Source organism: Mesorhizobium sp. M0701 (genome assembly GCF_040320365.1).
Classification (GTDB): Bacteria; Pseudomonadota; Alphaproteobacteria; order Rhizobiales; family Rhizobiaceae; genus Mesorhizobium.
In genome coordinates, this window is record NZ_JAMYPO010000003.1 from 96,426 (window position 1) to 115,022 (window position 18,597).

14 protein-coding genes are annotated in these 18,597 nt (G+C 61.8%); 11 read left to right on the top strand and 3 right to left on the bottom strand.

The window, feature by feature from the left end:
• Position 1 precedes the first annotated feature (1 nt).
• The 3 genes from NKI24_RS04345 to NKI24_RS04355 are packed head-to-tail and all read left to right on the top strand — an operon-like array spanning position 2 to position 4,205.
• Entirely contained in the window at positions 2–1,135 is a 1,134-nt protein-coding gene (locus NKI24_RS04345; RefSeq protein ID WP_352452365.1) for an ABC transporter permease, read from the top strand.
• Between the two features lie 10 nt (positions 1,136–1,145).
• On the top strand, positions 1,146–2,813 hold the full coding sequence (locus tag NKI24_RS04350) for an ABC transporter ATP-binding protein (RefSeq protein WP_352743788.1): 1,668 nt from the start codon (positions 1,146–1,148) through the stop codon (positions 2,811–2,813).
• Between the two features lie 21 nt (positions 2,814–2,834).
• Entirely contained in the window at positions 2,835–4,205 is a 1,371-nt protein-coding gene (locus NKI24_RS04355; RefSeq protein WP_031211901.1) for an alpha-glucosidase/alpha-galactosidase, read from the top strand.
• A gap of 26 nt (positions 4,206–4,231) precedes the next feature.
• On the opposite strand, the gene NKI24_RS04360 is transcribed toward NKI24_RS04355, so the two are convergent.
• Positions 4,232–5,434: an ROK family transcriptional regulator gene (locus NKI24_RS04360; RefSeq protein WP_352452364.1), complete on the bottom strand. Its 1,203-nt coding sequence runs from the start codon at positions 5,432–5,434 to the stop codon at positions 4,232–4,234.
• Between the two features lie 243 nt (positions 5,435–5,677).
• Between NKI24_RS04360 and NKI24_RS04365 the strand changes: the two genes are divergently transcribed.
• From NKI24_RS04365 to NKI24_RS04395, 7 genes are all read left to right on the top strand, one after another.
• Positions 5,678–6,949: an ABC transporter substrate-binding protein gene (locus tag NKI24_RS04365; protein ID WP_352473206.1), complete on the top strand. Its 1,272-nt coding sequence runs from the start codon at positions 5,678–5,680 to the stop codon at positions 6,947–6,949.
• Between the two features lie 71 nt (positions 6,950–7,020).
• Positions 7,021–7,905: a carbohydrate ABC transporter permease gene (locus NKI24_RS04370; protein WP_023677182.1), complete on the top strand. Its 885-nt coding sequence runs from the start codon at positions 7,021–7,023 to the stop codon at positions 7,903–7,905.
• Complete coding sequence (locus tag NKI24_RS04375; protein WP_352501346.1) at positions 7,905–8,756, top strand: carbohydrate ABC transporter permease; 852 nt, start codon at positions 7,905–7,907, stop codon at positions 8,754–8,756. The genes NKI24_RS04370 and NKI24_RS04375 overlap by 1 nt, the downstream gene beginning before the upstream one ends.
• A gap of 61 nt (positions 8,757–8,817) precedes the next feature.
• Positions 8,818–9,957, top strand: coding sequence for an ABC transporter ATP-binding protein (locus tag NKI24_RS04380; RefSeq protein WP_352743577.1), 1,140 nt, complete (start codon positions 8,818–8,820; stop codon positions 9,955–9,957).
• A gap of 18 nt (positions 9,958–9,975) precedes the next feature.
• Positions 9,976–12,117 carry a beta-galactosidase gene (locus NKI24_RS04385; protein ID WP_352743579.1) on the top strand — a complete coding sequence of 714 codons (2,142 nt, stop codon included), beginning with the start codon at positions 9,976–9,978 and terminating at the stop codon, positions 12,115–12,117.
• A gap of 223 nt (positions 12,118–12,340) precedes the next feature.
• Positions 12,341–13,582, top strand: coding sequence for an acyl-CoA dehydrogenase family protein (locus NKI24_RS04390; RefSeq protein WP_352743790.1), 1,242 nt, complete (start codon positions 12,341–12,343; stop codon positions 13,580–13,582).
• 7 nt (positions 13,583–13,589) lie between these two features.
• Positions 13,590–14,606, top strand: a complete 1,017-nt coding sequence (locus NKI24_RS04395; RefSeq protein ID WP_352743792.1) for a phosphotransferase family protein — start codon at positions 13,590–13,592, stop codon at positions 14,604–14,606.
• 43 nt (positions 14,607–14,649) lie between these two features.
• Here the strand turns inward: NKI24_RS04395 and ftsZ are convergent, their stop codons facing one another.
• Positions 14,650–15,657: a cell division protein FtsZ gene (gene ftsZ, locus NKI24_RS04400; protein WP_352743581.1), complete on the bottom strand. Its 1,008-nt coding sequence runs from the start codon at positions 15,655–15,657 to the stop codon at positions 14,650–14,652.
• Positions 15,658–15,878: 221 nt separating this feature from the next.
• The gene (locus NKI24_RS04405; protein ID WP_352743583.1) at positions 15,879–16,997 is read right to left on the bottom strand and encodes an NAD(P)/FAD-dependent oxidoreductase; all 1,119 of its coding nucleotides are present in this window, start codon (positions 16,995–16,997) and stop codon (positions 15,879–15,881) included.
• A gap of 166 nt (positions 16,998–17,163) precedes the next feature.
• Between NKI24_RS04405 and NKI24_RS04410 the strand changes: the two genes are divergently transcribed.
• Positions 17,164–18,540 carry an aspartate aminotransferase family protein gene (locus tag NKI24_RS04410; RefSeq protein ID WP_352743585.1) on the top strand — a complete coding sequence of 459 codons (1,377 nt, stop codon included), beginning with the start codon at positions 17,164–17,166 and terminating at the stop codon, positions 18,538–18,540.
• Positions 18,541–18,597: the final 57 nt, after the last annotated feature.

The following is an 18,597-nucleotide window of genomic DNA, read 5'->3' on the forward strand; positions in this document are numbered from 1 at the left end:
GATGCTTGCTTTCGAGTCCTCGCTGCCGCCACTTGCCGAGGAACCGGCCAAGATCAAGCCGCGCGGCAATGAGAGTTACATCGCACTCGTCTGGCGCCGCCTGAAACGGTCCTGGACCGGCATGGCCGGGCTCATCCTGGTCGCGTTTCTGGTGCTGCTGGCGGTGTTTGCCGACTTCTTCGCACCGATGGATCCCAAGGTGACCGATGTCGGCTTCGCCCCGCCGCAGGTGATGAGCTTCCATGACAAGGACGGCAACTTCGTCTTCCAGCCACGCGTCTATGCCCTGGCGGATTCGGAAGACCTCGACCCGGTTACCTTCCAACCCGTCGTCGGGCCGGACTACGACCATCCGCGGCTGCTCGGCTTCTTCGTCAAGGGAGCGGAGTACAGACTGCTCGGCCTGCTTCCCGCGAACCGGCACTTCTTCGGCTCGACCGACGGCCAGCCGGTGCACTTCCTTGGCACCGACAAATTCGGTCGCGATGTGCTGGCTCGTGCGATCTATGGTTCGCGCATCTCGTTGATGATCGCATTGACCGTGGTCTTCATCGTCACCGTGATCGGCACGACGGTCGGCATGGTGTCGGGCTATTTCGGCGGCACATTCGACGTCTGGGTCCAGCGCTTCGTCGAACTGGTGCTCGCGTTTCCGCAATTGCCGCTTTATCTGGCGCTGACCTCGCTGGTTCCGGTGACGGCGCCGACGAATGTCTTCCTGGCCTTCGTGATCGTCGTCATGTCGGCACTCGGCTGGGCGCAGATGTCGCGCGAAGTGCGCGGCAAGACCCTGGCACTGGCGCGGATCGACTACGTTCGTGCGGCGATGGCGGTCGGCGCCACAGATGGCCGCATCATCATGCAGCATATTTTTCCAAACGTGATGAGCCACGTCATCGTTGCGGTCACGTTGGCAATCCCCAGCGTCGTCCTGCTCGAATCCTTCCTCGGTTTTCTCGGCTTCGCGGTGAAGCCGCCGCTGATCTCCTGGGGCCTGATGCTGCAAGACACCGCGACCTATTCGGTCATCGGCACTTATCCCTGGATCCTTTCGCCGGTCGGCTTCGTGCTTGTCACCGTCTTCGCGTTCAACGCGCTTGGCGATGGACTGCGCGATGCGGTCGATCCTTATTGAGCATGACATGATGCAACACGCGCTCGTCAAATCCTTCGCACCGCCTGTCCGGCTCGACCATGACGGCCGTTCGGAAAACCCGGTCATCGATGCCCGCAACATCGCCGTCGATTTCAAGGTCGAACACGGCATGATCGAAGCCGTCAAGGACATCTCCTTCCAGCTCTATCGCGGCGAGACGATCGCCATTGTCGGCGAGTCGGGATCGGGCAAGTCGGTGACGGCGCGCACCGTCATGGGACTGTTGTCGAAGCGCGCAGTCGTGTCACCGAAATCGACTGTCGAATACAACGGGGCCAACATCCTGAAATTTTCCGAGCGTGCGCGGCGCAAACTGCGCGGCGACCGCATCTCGATGATCTTTCAGGAGCCGATGAGTTCGCTTAACCCGATCTACACGATCGGCAGCCAGATCGTCGAGGCGATACGGGTGCATCGCAAGATGAGCCGCAGGCAGGCCGAAGCAAGAGCGCTCGAGCTGCTGCAGCAGGTACAGATTCCTGAGCCCCATGCGCGGCTGAAACAATACCCGCACCAGCTTTCCGGCGGCCAACGCCAGCGTGTGATGATCGCCATGGCGCTGGCCAACGATCCCGATGTGCTGATCGCCGATGAGCCGACGACGGCGCTCGACGTCACGGTTCAGGCGCAGATCCTCAATCTCATCCGAAACCTGCAGAAGAAACTGCGCATGGCGGTGATCCTGATCACGCACGACCTGACCGTGGTGCGGCAGTTCTCCGACTATATCTACGTCATGCAGCATGGGGAGATGCGCGAGCACAATGTGACGGAGAAGCTGTTCGCCAATCCACAGCATCCCTACACCTGTCACCTGCTTGCCTCCGAGCCGCGCGGCCAGGCAAATCCGTTGCCGGAAGGCGCCGACGTTATTCTTGAAGCTAGGAATGTGCGCGTCTCCTTCATGCTGCGGCATGGCACGTTCATGAGGCCGGACCTGCGCGAACTCGTCGCCGTCGACAGCCTCAGCCTGACCCTTCGGCGGCACGAGACGCTGGGTCTCGTTGGCGAATCCGGATCGGGCAAGACCACCTTCGGCGAGGCGTTGCTCAGGCTCAACACCACGGATAGCGGCGAGATCTATTTCGATGGCCGGCCGATCCATGGCTGTTCGCGGGCGCAGATGCGGCCGTTGCGGTCGCGCATGCAGGTCGTTTTCCAGGATCCGTTCTCGTCGCTCAACCCGCGCATGACGATCGGCCAGATCATCGAGGAAGGGCTGGTCGTCAACCGCATGGGCGCCACCAGGAACGATCGGATCGAGCGGGTGCGCGAGGCGCTGATCAGCGCCGGCATGCCCGGCGATATCCTCTCGCGTTTCCCGCACGAGTTTTCCGGCGGCCAGCGCCAGCGTATTGCGATTGCCCGCGCCGTCGCGCTCGAACCGGAATTCATCGTACTCGACGAGCCGACATCGGCGCTGGATCTCTCGGTCCAGGCGCAGATCATCGAATTGCTGCGCAAGCTGCAGCGCGAACGGGGCCTGAGCTATATCTTCATCTCGCACGACCTCAAGGTCGTGCGGGCGCTGTGCCACCGCGTCATCGTCATGCAGCACGGCAAGATCGTCGAAGAGGGGCCGGTCGACGAAGTCCTGTCCCATCCCAAGACCGCTTACACCGAACGGCTGGTCAAAGCCGCTTTCGAGGTAGCCTAATTGCTTATGCCGGAGGTTGTTGTGGCAAGAAATCCCAAGGTCGCTTTCATCGGAGCTGGCTCGACGGTGTTCATGAGGAACATCGTCGGCGACATATTGCAGCGTCCGGCTTTATCCGGCTCGACGATCGCGCTGATGGACATCAATCCGCAACGGCTCGAGGAAAGCGCAATCGTCGTCGGCAAGCTGATCTCGACGCTTGGCGTAAAGGCCAAAGCCGAAACCTATTCGGACCAGCGCAAGGCGCTGGCGGGCGCCGATTTCGTCGTCGTCGCCTTCCAGATCGGCGGCTACGAGCCCTGCACGGTAACTGATTTCGAAGTTCCGAAGAAATACGGGCTGCGCCAGACCATCGCCGATACGCTCGGTGTCGGCGGCATCATGCGAGGGTTGAGAACCGTGCCGCATCTCTGGAAGATCTGCGAGGACATGCTCGCGGTCTGCCCGCAGGCGATCATGCTGCAATATGTCAACCCGATGGCGATCAACACCTGGGCGATCGCGGAGAAATACCCTGACATCAAGCAGGTCGGCCTCTGCCATTCGGTGCAAGGCACGGCGATGGAACTGGCGCATGATCTCGACATTCCCTACGAGGAGATTCGCTACCGCTCGGCCGGCATCAATCACATGGCCTTCTACCTGAAGTTCGAGCATCGCCAGCCGGACGGCTCCTACCGCAATCTCTATCCGGATCTGCTGCGCGCCTACAGCGAAGGGCGGGCGCCGAAGCCTGGATGGAACCCGCGCTGCCCGAACAAGGTGCGCTACGAAATGCTGAAGCGCCTCGGTTACTTCGTCACCGAGAGCTCCGAACATTTCGCGGAATACACGCCCTATTTCATCAAGGACGGGCGCGAGGATCTGATCGAGAAATTCGGTATTCCGCTCGACGAATACCCGAAGCGCTGCATCGAGCAGATCGAACGCTGGAAGGGGCAAGCGGAAGCCTATCGCTCGGCTGACAAGATCGAAGTGGAGCAGTCGAAGGAATATGCGTCCTCGATCATGAACTCGGTCTGGACCGGTGAGCCGTCGGTGATCTACGGCAACGTCCGCAACAATGGCTGCATCACGTCATTGCCGTATAATTGCGCGGCCGAGGTGCCATGCCTCGTCGACGCCTCCGGCATTCAACCCACGTTCATTGGCGACCTGCCGGTGCAGCTCACCGCGCTGATCCGCACCAATATCAACGTCCAGGAGCTGACGGTCCAGGCGCTGATGACCGAGAACCGCGAGCACATCTACCACGCGGCGATGATGGACCCGCACACGGCGGCCGAGCTCGACCTCGACCAGATATGGTCGCTGGTCGATGATTTGCTGGTTGCGCATGGCGATTGGCTGCCGGCCTGGGCGCGTGGAGCGCGCAGCGTTCGGGCGGCCTGAGGCGCAGGGCTGTCTGTTTCACTCACCTATGCCGACCATAGGGCCGGCTTTGAAAGCGGAGCGGCGTTGCCGGCAGATGTTTCGAAATCAAAGAGCTTCTGCGTTACGAGAGCAGCCGCTCCCCTTGCCCAGGAATTGTCCTCCCAGTCCAGCAGCATTGGTGGTGCCGCGCGAAAGGTATTTTTCCCAAGCGTCAGCCGCATTGGGCCAAACAGCGCATCGCCAAACGACACGGCTTCACCGCCGACGACAATGACCTCCGGGTCGGTGATGTTGACAAGGTTGGCGAGATGCCGGCCGATGCCATGTCCGGCTTCTTCGAGAATGGCGACGGCTCGCGGTTCGCGGTCTGCCAAGGCTGCCATAAGGGTGGCTTTGCAATGCGCTTCGTCGTGGCCTGTGGCTTCGCGCCAGGTGCGCAGGACCGCCGGCTCGGCGTAATAGGCCATCAGGCAGCCGCGTTTTCCGCACTCGCAAAGGCGGCCGTTCTCCTCATAAGAGCTGTGGCCGAACTTGCCGGCGGCACCGTTCGCGCCGCGATAGAGTTTGCCATCGAAGACGAGCGCGCAGCCGATTCCGACGCCGATCGCCAGCACAGCCATATTGCGGTGCTGGCGTCCGAGGCCGAAGAGTTGCTGGGCAATGGCATAGGCATTGGTGTCGTCCTCAAGCCACACGGGGACGTCTACCAGTTCGGCCAGCATCGGGCCAAGGGGAACGTTGTCCCAGTTGTAGCGATTGCTGCGGATACATACAGCCTTCTGGTTGTCTATGACGCCAGGCATTGAAACGCCGATCCCGGCAAGCTTGGCAGCGGGCCGATCGACAATGGAAATCAGCTCCGGTACCGCCTTGGCCAAGGTCGCTATGATATGGTCGGGATCGCTGTCCGAGAGCTTGACGCGCAGAGACCCCAGCGGATTGGTCGCAAGATCGGTGACCACGCATTCGACCGATCCGACCATCAGCTTGAAACCTATGGCAAGGCCGTTGGCATAGTTGATATCCACCGGGATAGGGCGGCGCCCAGCCGAGCCCACGACTGTCTTGCCTTCGATCAGCAGGCCATCCTCGATGAGGTCGGCCACGACGAAGGTGACCGCTGCCGGACTAAGGCCGGTAACTGACGCTATGTCGGCCCGGCTGCGCGCTCCTTGCTGCCGCAAGAGATTGAGGATCAGTCTGCGGTTCATCGCCCGAGTCGTGCTCGGGTCACCCTTGAGCTTCACGGATCTGCTTTCTTAATTTTGTAAATTAATTATTGCCTCTCGAGAAAACATATGCGTAAGTTTGCCCGACTGTTCAACACCCGAACCGGGGGTCAGCGAAATTAATCCGGTTAGCAATGTCACCGCGCTCTGAAGCAGCGGGCAAGCATATTCCCTTGCCCGGGAGGTGAGCCGTGCCGTTGAGAAGAACAACCGCGCCGGCCGGTGTGCCAGTAGAGAATTGACAACACGGGAGGAGTAACAATGACGTTCAAGTGGATTGAAAAGCCGTCGACGCGGCGCAATTTCCTGAAGGGAGCCGGGGGCATTTCTGCTGGAGCTCTCGCGGGCTTCCCGATGCCGGCACTCAGCCAGTCGAGCGAAGTCACCATCATTTCAGACGAAAACAATGCCGATGCCCTGCGGATCTTGCGGCGCATCGCGGCCGATTTCGAGAAGCAGTCCGGCACCAAGGTTGTGATCAACAATATGGATCACGAGGCCCACAAGACCGCGATCCGCAACTACCTTGTCGCCGGCGCGCCGGATGTCTGCTTCTGGTTCTCCGGAAACCGCATGCGCGCCTTCGTCACCCGCGGCCTGTTCGACGACATCTCGGATCTGTTCGAGAAGGAAAAGTACAAGGACGTGCTGGGTGCCACGACCGGTGCCGTCACTGTCGACGGCAAGCAGTATGGCCTGCCGACTGGCGGCACGATGTGGGGCATGTTCTATCGCAAGGACGTCTTTGCCGAGCACGGACTGACGGTGCCGGCGACCTGGGACGAATTCCTTGCTTACGGCCAGAAGTCCAAGGCTGCCGGCCTTATTCCCGTCAGCATCGGCACCAAGGAACTCTGGCCGGCGGCCGGATGGTTCGACCAGATGAACCTGCGGATCAACGGTCTCGACAAGCATTTTGCCTTGATGAACGGCAAGATGGCTTACACCGACCCGGCGCTGACGCCTGTTTTCGACCACTGGGAAGAGCTGATCAAGCAGGGTTTCTTCACCCCGGATCAGACGTCGTTCGGCTGGCAGGAGGCCGGCGCCTTCCTCGCCCAGAAGAAGGCCGGCATGATGAACCTCGGTGCCTTCGTGAAAGCTACTTTCCCTGAGCAGGATCTCGAGCAGCTGACATTCGCCCCTTTCCCGAAGATTGACGGCGCCCTCGACCGCTACGAAGAATTCTCGGTCAATTCGGTCCACATCCCGGCCAACGCCAAGAACAAGGCGGGTGCTCGCGAGTTCCTCGCCTTCTTCTACCAGCCGGAAAATTTCGGCCCCTATCTGGAACCCGGCGGCAACGTCCCGCCGCGCAACGACCTTCCGGCCAGCAAGGACCCGCTGGTCAACGCGGCTGTGGAAAGCCTGAAGACGGTGGCCGGCACGTCGCAATATTACGACCGCGATACTGATCCCGACATGGCCCAGGCCGGCCTGGTCGGCTTCCAGGAATTCATGGCCAAGCCGGAGCGCCGGGACGCCATTCTTCAGCGTCTCGAGGGAACCCGTCGCCGGATCTTCAAGATCTAGCGCCTCCCAGCGGAGGGGAGCGGGGTTCGTGCTCTGCTCCCCGATGCATTCCGTGAATGAGGTCTCCCAAAATGACGAAGCTTTGGCGCCGCCATCGCTGGTGGCTGACACCGACACTTCTGATCCTGCCAGCCGCTGTGCTGTTTTCCGTCGTCATTCTGGCCTCTGCGGTCGAGAGCCTATGGATCAGCCTGCACGAATGGGACGGATTCAGCCCGATGGTCTGGATCGGCCTTGGCAACTACCGCGAACTGTTCGCCGACCCGCAGTTCTATGTTTCGCTGAAGAACAATCTGATCTGGCTGGTGATGTTCATGCTGGCGCCGCCGCTCGGCCTCGCCATCGCGCTGCTCGTCAACCAGAAAATCCGCGGCATGCGCCTGCTCAAATCGCTGTTCTTCATTCCGCTGGTGCTGGCTTCGGTTGCCGTCGGCGTGGTCTTCACCTGGGTCTATACGCCGGAATTCGGACTTCTCGCCCTGATCTTCCGCACCTTCGGCGCGACCGCCCCGGCAGTGCTGTCGGATGAAAATTTCGTCACCTTCGCCGTCGTGATCGCAGCGTTGTGGCCGCAGATCGCCTTCTGCATGGTGCTCTATCTCGCCGGCCTCAACAATCTCAGCGAGGACCTGATCGGCGCCGGGCGGGTCGACGGCGCCAGGGGCTGGAACATGCTGCGCCACATCGTGTTGCCGCAGCTGACGCAGGTCACCTTTATCGCCATCGCCGTCACTGTCGTCGGCGCACTGCGTTCCTTCGACATGGTCTCGGTGATGACCAGCGGCGGCCCCTTCGGTTCGTCCGAGGTGCTTGCCTATCAGATGTTCGAGCAGTCCATATTTTCCTACCGCTTCGGCTATGGCGCGGCCATTGCCTCGGTGCTGTTCGTGATCATGGCGGTCTTCATCGCCTGGTACCTGACGCGGATGATCCGCGCCGATGAAAGAGGCGGCTGATGTTTCCCCGCCCGATTCCCGAAACTGCTATTTGGCAGCGTGGCCTCTATGTCGTGCTGGTGGTCGGCATCCTGATTGTCTGGCTGGCGCCGCTCTTTGCCATCGTTCTTACCTCGTTCCGCTCTACGCAGGATGTCATGGGCGGCAATCTGTGGGGCTGGCCGACCCAATTCGGCCTGGTCGACAACTACACGGCGGTCTTCACCCAGACGCCGATGGCCCGCTACTTCCTCAACAGCCTGACGATCACAATCCCCTCGGTGATGGGCGTTCTCATCTTGAGCACGCTCGCTGGGTTCGTGCTCGCCCGTTACCGGTTTCGCGGCAATATGCTCGTCTTCGCCCTGTTCGTCGGCGGAAACTTCCTGCCGCACCAGATCATGATGATCCCGGTGCGCGATCTCATGGTGCGGCTCAACCTCTACGACACGATGGCGGCCCTGATCATCTTCCACATCGCGTTCCAGACCGGGTTTGCGACACTGTTCATGCGCAACTTCATCGCCGCGTTGCCGGGAGAACTGTTTCAGGCCGCCAGGGCCGAGGGCGCGACACCGTTTCAGACATTGGTACATGTCGTGGTGCCGCTGGTGCGGCCGGCTCTTGCGGCGCTGGCGATCCTGCTCTTCACCTTCATCTGGAACGATTATTTCTGGGCGGTCGTGCTCACCATCAGCGATACCGTCAAACCGGTAACCGCTGGCCTGGCCAACCTGCGCGGCGAATGGGTTTCGGCCTGGAACCTGATCTCGGCCGGCACCATCGTCGTGGCTTTGCCGCCGGTTGCCATGTTCTTCCTAATGCAGAAGCACTTCATCACCGGCCTCACCATGGGAGCGGTCAAGGGATGAGCGACCATGGCTTCAAGGCGTCGCCCACCCGATCCGAAACTGATTTCGCAAGCAGGGCTCCATGACCAGTCTTGAACTCCGGCAGATACAAAAGAATTATGGCAGCTACCACGCGCTGCGCGGCATCGATCTCAGCGTCGAACAGGGCGAGTTCATTGTCACCGTCGGGCCGTCCGGCTGTGGCAAGTCAACGCTGTTGAAGATCATCGCCGGGCTTGAAACCGTCTCGACCGGTAAGATTCTGATCAACGGCCGTGATGTCACCACCACCGAGCCGGGTGAGCGCGGCATTGCCATGGTCTTCCAGTCCTATGCGCTTTACCCGCATATGACCGTCGCCGAGAACATGGGTTTCGGCCTGCGCATGGCGCATCGCCCCAAGGCCGAGATCGATGCCGCCGTGCTGCGAGCCGCCAAGATCCTTCGCATTACCGACCAGCTCGACAAGCGGCCGAAACAGCTTTCCGGCGGCCAGCGTCAGCGTGTGGCGATCGGCCGTGCCATAACCCGCTCGCCCGACGTGTTCCTGTTCGACGAACCATTGTCCAACCTCGACGCAGCGCTGCGCACGCAGATGCGCGTCGAGCTTTCCGATCTGCACGCCAGGCTCGGCGCCACCATGGTCTATGTCACGCACGACCAGACCGAGGCGATGACAATGGCGAGCCGTATCGTCGTGCTCAATCGCGGCTCGGTCGAGCAGGTGGGCGCTCCGCTCGAACTCTATCGCAATCCGGCCAACCTTTTCGTCGCGGGCTTCCTCGGCGCACCCCGGATGAATTTTTTCGAAGTGACCGTCGCCGCTGTCTCCGGCGGCGCCGCCACGCTGTCGACCGCCGGTCTTTCTCCTTTGACTGTCGAACTGACGGAAGCGGCATCCGTACAGGTCGGCGATAGGGTGACGATGGGGATTCGGCCCGAGAGCATCAGCTTGGCCGCGGAAGGGACAGCGAGTTTTGCCGCACGGGTGCGGCTGGTCGAGCATCTCGGCCGCGAGACCATCCTCTATGCCGACGCCGGCCCGCTGCAATGCGTCAGTTCTGAAAGCGGCAGCGGCAACGTCACCGTCCAGATCGGCCATGCGAGTGCCGTCGCTGCCGATGCGACCGTCGGCTTCAAGGTCGAGCCGCGTGACGTCTATCTCTTTTCCTCTGTCGATGAGCGGACAATCAGTGCCCGCAAATCCACCATCACCGACTGATCTGCAGGAGTATCCTTCGTGAACAAGACTTCAAGAGGCCGCGCCCTGTCGGTCTGGCGCACGATCCAGACCGACCGCTTTCTGGTCGGCGCGCCGCACTACCCCGAACATGTGGACGAGAGTTACTGGGACAACGACGCCCGGCGCATGGCCGAGGCCGGCTTCAACGTCGCCCGCCTCGGCGAATTCGCCTGGCACATTTTCGAACCGCGTGAAGGCACCTTCGATTTCGACCTGTTCGACCGGGCAATCGAGGGCCTCGCGCGTCACGGCGTCAACACGATCCTGTGCACGCCGACCGCCACCCCGCCGCGCTGGCTGACCGCAAAGCATCCGGAAATCCTGCGGCTTGATGGAAATGGCCGGTCGATGGGCCACGGCTCGCGCCAGTATGCCGACACCAGCAGCCCGGTGTTTCGCGACTATAGCCGCAAGATTACCAGGGCGATGGTGGACCACTACCGCGACAACGCAAATGTCATTGGCTGGCAGACCGACAACGAACTCAACACCAGCATGCCGGAATCCTACTCGCCGTCGGCATTGAAGGAATTCCAGGCTTATCTCCAGGAAACCTACCAGACGATAGACAGGCTGAACTTCGCCTGGGGTGGCGACTTCTGGGCGACGGCTTACGGCGATTTCAGCGAAATTGTCTTCCCGCTGGAATTCTCACCGTCCTTTCCCGGTCCCGGTCACCTCCAGGACTACCACCGTTTTCTCGCCTTTTCGACAGCACGGTTCCAGCACGACCAGGTCGAGATCCTGAGAAAAGCGAATGCCGGTTGGTTCATCTTCCACAATCTCGGCGGATTGCGTGACATCGACTTTCGCGGCCAATTCTCCACCGATCTCGACTTCGTCGGCTACGACATCTATCCGTTCCTCTATGACGAGTTCTTTCGCCTCGGCAATCACGCCAAGATCCAGGCGCTGCATCTCGACATCTGCAGGGGATTTTCCGGCAACTACATAGTGCCGGAACAACAGTCGGGCTTTGGCGCCCAGCCGGGCTTCTGCACGCTGACGCCGGAGCCGGGCGAAATGCGACGCATGGCGATGTCGTCGGTTGCGCGTGGCGCCGATGGGATCATGTTCTTCCGCTGGCGCCCCGCGCATTTCGGCGCCGAGATATACTGGATGGGCATCATCGATCACGATGATGTCGCTCGCCGCCGCTATGACGAAGCCAGGCAGTTCGCCACCGAGATGACGGCGCTTAAAGACAAGATCCTGGGCACCCATGTGCGGATGGATGTCGGCATCGCCGGCTCGGACTTCGACAATCAGGAAGCCCACAAGACCTTCCCCATCGGCCTGCCAAGTCCGCAGGATGACGCAACCTTGCTGCATCAGTATTGCTATGACCGCGGCATCGCCTGCGGCTTCATCCACCCGGAAGACGATCTGTCGAAGCTCAAGGTGTTCTACGTGCCGCATTGGGTGATCTGGAAGGACAGCTGGACCGGGCGGCTGCAAGCCTTTGCCGAAAATGGCGGTACCGTCATCATCGGCGCGCGCACGGGAACCCGCGACGAAAACAACCACGTCATCCGCGAGACAGCGCCGGGCCAGTCGCTGTCGAAGCTGACCGGCGTTCGCGTCGAGGATTTCGGGCGGCTGGCGGCACCTGGGGCCAATGGCCTGTTCAATACCATGTCGCGCTCCGGCGGGCTCGTCATTCCTCCCGACAGACCGGCCGAATCCAGCCGCCGTATCCGTCGTTTTACCGTCGGAAACCACGAGTTCGATGCCGGTTATTTCTATGAGAACCTCGCAGTCGAACCGGAAGTCGAAATTGTAGGGGTTTGGTCGAACCGCTATGCGGCGGGAACGCCTGCAATTACCTCCCGCGCCGTCGGCAAGGGCCGTGTGCTCTATGTCGGCACTTATCTAACCCCGGAGCTGACAGCTCAACTCGCTACGCGCACTTTCGTGGATGCGAATGTGGAGCCTCTGGTTCCGGATCTGCCGGACGGCGTCGAGGTCACGATGCGCGAGAATGACGAACGCCGGCTGCTGTTCGTGCAAAACGTCAAAGACACGCCCGTTACGGTAACCGGCGTTCCCTTCGGCAGCAACCTGCTCGATAGCGAAGGACCTGTCTCCGGAGTGTTGACGCTGGACGGCTATGGCTGCGCTGTCCTCGAATTGATCTGAGCATTGTCGCGGACGTTAGCCATACGAAACCTGAGTACTCTTTGATCCTGGAATTCGACCGCCATCGGCAGCACGCCGGCATCGATCCATATCGAACCGGCGCTTTGACGTGCGCAAGGAACGGCCGGCGAACTGCTGTTGCTCCCATTCAACGACGGCAGTTACACTACCGGCGCGACCATCGGAGCCGATGGCGGCATCTCGTTTCATCCTTGTGAGCGCCATGAATTTCGACATTTCCGTCCGAACCGAGGCCTTCCGCAGCCGGATCGCCGATTTCGTCGAGCGCGAAATCCTGCCGCTCGAGGCTGACAAGGCTTGCTATGACGGCCATGGCAATATTGCGCTGCCGCTGCTTGAAACGCTGCGGGGCAAGGCGAAAGCAGCCGGCCTGTGGTGCCTGCAGCTCAAACCCGAGACCGGCGGGGCCGGCCTTTCCAAGGTGGATATGGCCGTCTGCTATGAAGAGATGAACCGCTCGATCTTCGGTCCGGTCGTGTTCAATTCCGCGGCCCCCGACGACGGCAACATGATGGTGCTGGAACGATTGGGAACGCCGGAGCAGAAGCAAAGATGGCTGAAGCCGATCGTCGAGGGCAAGGTGCGTTCGGCTTTCGCAATGACGGAGCCGCATCCGGGCGGCGGCTCCGACCCCTCGATGATCATGACCAGAGCCGAACGGCGTGGCGACAGATATGTCGTCAAAGGCCGCAAATGGTTTATCACCGGCGCGCAAGAGGCGAGCCACTTCATTCTCGTAGCGCGCACTTCGGACGATCCGCGTCACGGCCTTTCGGCCTTGCTGTTCCACAAGGATCAGCCGGGCTGGCGGATCCTGCGGCGCATCGAGATCATGGGACCGGAAGAACATGGCGGCCATTGCGAGCTGGAATTCGACGGTCTTGAAGTCCCGGTCGAGGATGTGCTTGCCGGCGAAGGCAGCGGCCTCATGGTTACACAGGTCCGGCTCGGTCCGGCGCGGCTTACCCATTGCATGCGCTGGCTTGGCGTTGCCAAGCGCTGCATCGAAATCGCGCGCGCCTATGCCGCCGAGCGTAGCGGTTTCGGGCAGCTTTTGGCCGACCGTGAGAGTACCCAGCTGATGCTCGGCGACCTTGCCATGCGCATCGAGATCGGGCGGCTGCTGGTGATGAAGGCGGCCTGGGAGCTCGATCGCGGCGGCTTTGCCCGCAAGGAGGTCTCCATGGCCAAGATCCAGGTCGCCAACGTGCTGCATGACGCCGCCGACGTGGCGATCCAGATCAACGGCGCCCGCGGCTATTCGAAAGACACTGTACTCGAATGGATCTACCGCTACGCCCGCCAGGCTCGCCTGGTCGACGGCGCCGACGAGGTCCACAAGATGGTGCTCAACCGCTTTCTCAACGAGGAAGGTGCGGGCTTCTGGCGCTGGCATGTCGAAGCCGGCAGACAAGACGAAACAGGTCGCGGCGGGAACCGCTGAGCCGGCAATGAGGATGGATTTCGATCCAGTACGCCTGGAGGATTTTCTGAGAGCGCATTTTGGCGATGGCCAAATGTCGCTTGAGCGGATCGTCGGCGGCCAATCCAACCCGACCTATTTCGTCGACTATGGCGGCCGCCGCATGGTTCTGCGCAAGAAACCTCCGGGACCGATCCTGCGCGGCGCTCATGCGGTCGATCGCGAGTACCGTGTGATCGAGGCGCTAGCATCGACAAAGGTGCCGGTGCCGCGGCCGGTGCTCTATCACGACGGCGACGAGCCGCTCGGCACGCCGTTCTATCTGATGCAGCGGCTCGACGGCCGGGTGTTCCACGATGGCGCGTTGCCGGGACTGACGCCGGACGAGCGGCGCGGCATCTATTTCGGCATGGCCGAGGCGCTGGCAAAGCTGCACGCCGTCCGGCCGGAAGAGGTTGGGCTCGGCGACTATGGCCGTCCCGGGAACTATTTTGAGCGACAGATCGCGCGCTGGACCAGACAGTTGCGGGAGTCGCCGAGCGAGCGCATTGCCGCGCTCGAAGCCGTCGCCGAATGGCTGCCGCGACATCTTCCGCCAGATGATGGCCACGTTTCGATCGCGCATGGCGATTTCCGTCTCGGCAATCTCATCTTTCACCCCGAGCGGCCCGAGGTCATCGGCATACTCGACTGGGAGTTATCGACCCTCGGCCATCCGCTTGCTGATCTCGGCTTCTGCTCGATGCCCTGGCATTCCTCATCGGACGAATATGGCGGCATCCTCGGGCTTGATCAGGCAGCCCTCGGGATTCCGACACAGCGCGAATTCCTCGATCATTACTTCGCCCACGCCGTGCCGACGGCGCCGCTGCAGCGGTTCCATCTGGTGTTTGCCATGTTCCGCTTTGCCGTGATCTTCGTCGGCATCGCCGACCGCGTGCTGGCCGGCAGCGCGGTTGCGGCCGATGCGGCGGATGTGGCACCGCTGGCCGGCTGTTTTGCTGTACGCGCCATGGAAGTCATCGACGGCGCGCGGCCCTGGTGACGCGAGGCTGGCAGTCGGCTGAGCGAGTTGCAGCGATACGCGTTCAGTTCATGCGAACTTCCGGTTCGGCAAGCAGTGGAATCTCCAGGCCACGCCGCAAGCCGGTCGCCACGACCGACACCCTGAATTTTCCGGCGAGTGCCTTGTCGAAGATGGCGCCGACGATGATGTCGGCATCGTTGTCGACCTCCTCGCGGATGCGGGTAGCGGCTTCGTCGACCTCGAACAGCGTCATGTCCATGCCGCCCGATATCGAGACAAGGACGCCTTTGGCGCCCATCATCGAAGCTTCGTCGAGCAGCGGGTTGGCGATTGCCGCTTCCGCCGCCTTCTTGGCGCGGCCTTCTCCGGCGGCCTCGCCGGTCCCCATCATGGCGCGGCCCATGTCGCGCATCACCGACTTCACATCGGCGAAGTCGAGATTGATCAGGCCTTCCTTGACGATCAGATCGGTGATGCAGCCGACACCCGCATAGAGGACCTGGTCGGCCATGGCGAAGGCGTCGGCGAACGTGGTTCTGGCGTCGGCGATCCTGAACAGGTTCTGGTTGGGAATGACGATGACGGTATCGGCGCTTTCGCGCAGGCGCTCGATGCCCTCATCGGCAGCGTACATGCGGCGCCTGCCTTCGAAGACAAATGGCTTGGTAACGACTGCGACGGTCAGTATTCCAGCTGCCCGCGCTGCCTGCGCTATAACAGGCGCGGCACCGGTGCCGGTTCCGCCTCCCATGCCGGCGGTCACGAAGCACATGTGCGTTCCAGCAAGGTGATCCATGATCTCGTCGATGGATTCCACGGCCGCGGCACGGCCGACCTCGGGCAGGGACCCGGCGCCGAGACCTTCCGTGATATGAGCGCCCAACTGGATCAGCCTCGTTGCCTTCGACATGGCAAGGGCCTGGGCATCGGTGTTGGCGACGATGAATTCCGCACCCTGCAGGCCTTCGGCGATCATGTTGTTGACGGCGTTGCCGCCGCCGCCGCCGACCCCGACGACGGTGATCTTGGGCCTCATCTCCGAGATTACCGGCCTCGTCGCGGTGTTCATTGCCGTTCTCCCTGGATACGCCGAGTGGTCGCTGGAAGCTTGTCCCGGGCGCACTGCGAAAACTCTGAACCGGGCAGTGCGAATCAGGACAGCCCAGAATGCAGGGAATCAGAGCGCGGAGCGGGCTGCAAGTGCGCGATGTGCCTCATAGGCGACTTGCGTCTGAAAGTTCACGCAATGCGCCTTGATACAGTGCAGATCATGGCGCGTGGCGCCGCACGCTACAACTTCGGCGCGAGGCACTGCGCGACATGGTCGGCAATCGTCAGGCAGGAGGTCAGGCCGGGGCTTTCGATGCCGAACAGATTGACCAGGCTATCCACGCCGTGCACCGCCACGTCCTGGACGACGAAGTCGGCATTGGCCTCACCGGGACCGGACAGTTTTGGCCGGATGCCGCTGTAAGCGGGTTGCAGGCTGCCATCGGCCAGGTCCGGCCAGTATTTGCGGATCTCGCTGTAGAAGCGCTCGCCACGAGCCGGGTCGACGCGATAGTCGAGTTGATCGGTCCATTCGACGTCCGGCCCGAAGCGGGCGACGCCGTCGAGATCGAGCGTCAGATGAACACCGAGCCCGCCGGGTTCGGGCACCGGATAGACCAATCGCGAGAAGGGCGCCCGGCCGGCCACCGAAAAATAATTGCCCTTGGCATAATGGAGCTTTGGCACGAATTGCTGATTGAGCCCTTCAAGCGAACCTGCAAGTGCTGCCGCGCCAAGCCCGGCGGCATTGACGAAACGCGGAGTGGCGATCTCGAAGCGCTCGCCGCCGGCAGCGTCCACCGTCTCGAGCACGACGCGGCCTGCTTCGATGCGGCCGGAGGCGATGCGCGTGTTGAGACTAAGTGCCGCCCCGTGCTCCTCGGCGTCGCCCAACAGGGCGAGCATCAGGGCATGGCTGTCGATGATGCCGGTGGCGGGCGACAGCAGCGCCGCCGTGCACTTAAGGCTGGGCTCCAGCGTATGCGCCTCGGCATCGCTCAAGCGCAACAGGTCGCCGGCGCCGCAAGCGCGTGCATTGGCCCGGATTGAGGCGAGCACCGGCTCCTGTTCGGCATTTGTGGCAACGATGACCTTCCCGCAGCGCGCGTGCGGGATCGCCCGCTCCTCGCAATAGCGATAGAGTCTTTCCCGGCCGGCCACGCAGAACCGGGCTTTCAGCGATCCAACCGGATAGTGGAGGCCGGCATGGATGACCTCGGAATTGCGCGAACTTGTCCCGGTGCCGATAGCGCTCTCGGCTTCCAGGACCAGCGTATCGATGCCGCGCTGCGCCATCTCTCGCGCGATCGCCAGGCCAACAACGCCGGCGCCGGCGACAATGCAGTCGACATGGTCCACGGTTAGGTCAAGCCGAAGTTCTGCATGCGTCCATCCATCCGCTGGCCCTGTCGAAAGCGCTTGACACTATACCGTTCGAGAAAGATGCATCAAACGGCATAACGCACGGGGACCTGCTGAGCCGGACCGGCGGCAGGACTGTTCCGCGTGCAGCACAGGAGCCGTCATGGACGCAAGACCGAATTCACCCGAAGCCCGCGACATAAGCTTTCACATGCATGGCTATACGAATGCGCGCAAGCATCAGGAGTCGGGGCCGCTCGTCATCGAGAAGGGCGACGGCATCTATGTCGAGGACCTTGCCGGCAACCGCTATATCGAGGCGATGGCGGGGCTCTGGAGCGTCGCGGTCGGCTTTTCGGAGAAGCGGCTGGTCGATGCGGCAGTACGGCAAATGTCGAAGCTGCCTTACTATCACGATTTCGGCTCCAAATCGCATTCGCCGCTGATCGATCTCGCCGAGAGACTGGTGCAGATGGCGCCGGTACCGATGAGCAAGGCGTATTTCACCAATTCCGGCTCCGAGGCCAACGATACGGCCATGAAGATGATCTGGTACCGGTCGAATGCGCTCGGCCAGCCGGCGCGCAAGAAGATCATCAGCCGCAAGAAGGGCTATCACGGCGTCACCATCGCCTCGGCGAGCCTGACCGGACTGCCCAACAACCACACTTCGTTCGATCTGCCGATCGCCAATGTGCTGCACACCTCGACGCCGCACCATTGGCGCGAGGCGCTGCCGGGTGAAAGCGAAGAGCTGTTTTCGACGCGGCTTGCCGACGAGCTGGAAAAGCTGATCCTCGCCGAAGGACCGGAAACCATCGCCGCCTTTTTCGGCGAACCGATCATGGGCGCCGGCGGCGTCATCGTTCCGCCGGCCGGCTACTGGGAGAAGATACAGGCGGTGCTATGGAGATACGACATCCTGCTCATCGCCGACGAGGTGATCTGCGGCTTTGGCCGAACAGGTGAGATGTTCGGCTCGCAGACCTTCGGCATCAGGCCCGACATCATGGTGCTGTCGAAGCAGATCTCTTCGTCCTACCTGCCGATCTCGGCCCTGCTGATCAACGAGAAGGTATTTGAGCCGATCGCCGACGAAAGCAACCGTATCGGCACCTTCGGCCACGGCTTCACCGGCGGCGGCCATCCTGTTGCGGCAGCGGTCGCGCTCGAGAACCTGAAGCTGATCGAGGAGCGCGACCTTGTCGGCAATGCGCGTGCGGTCGGCGCGCATTTGCAGAAGCGGCTGCGCACGCTCGCTTCGCACCCGCTTGTCGGCGAGGTGCGCGGCGTCGGCCTGATCGCGGCGGTCGAGCTGGTCAGCGACAAGGCGAACAAGACGCCGTGGGGCACGGTTGGTGCCTTGGGCGGACTCGTCAACGGCTTCATGCAGCAGAACGGCGTCATCTCGCGCAATATGGGCGATGCGCTGGCTTTCTGCCCGCCGCTGATCATCACCGAGCCGCAGGTCGACCAGGTGATCGACGCGTTTGAACGGTCGCTCGAGGCTGCCGCCAAGCAGGTCCGATCGCAGAGCTGAATAGGCAAAGTCGATTTTGAAACCTGAAAACAAAAACGCCTCGGCGACGGCTGGCAG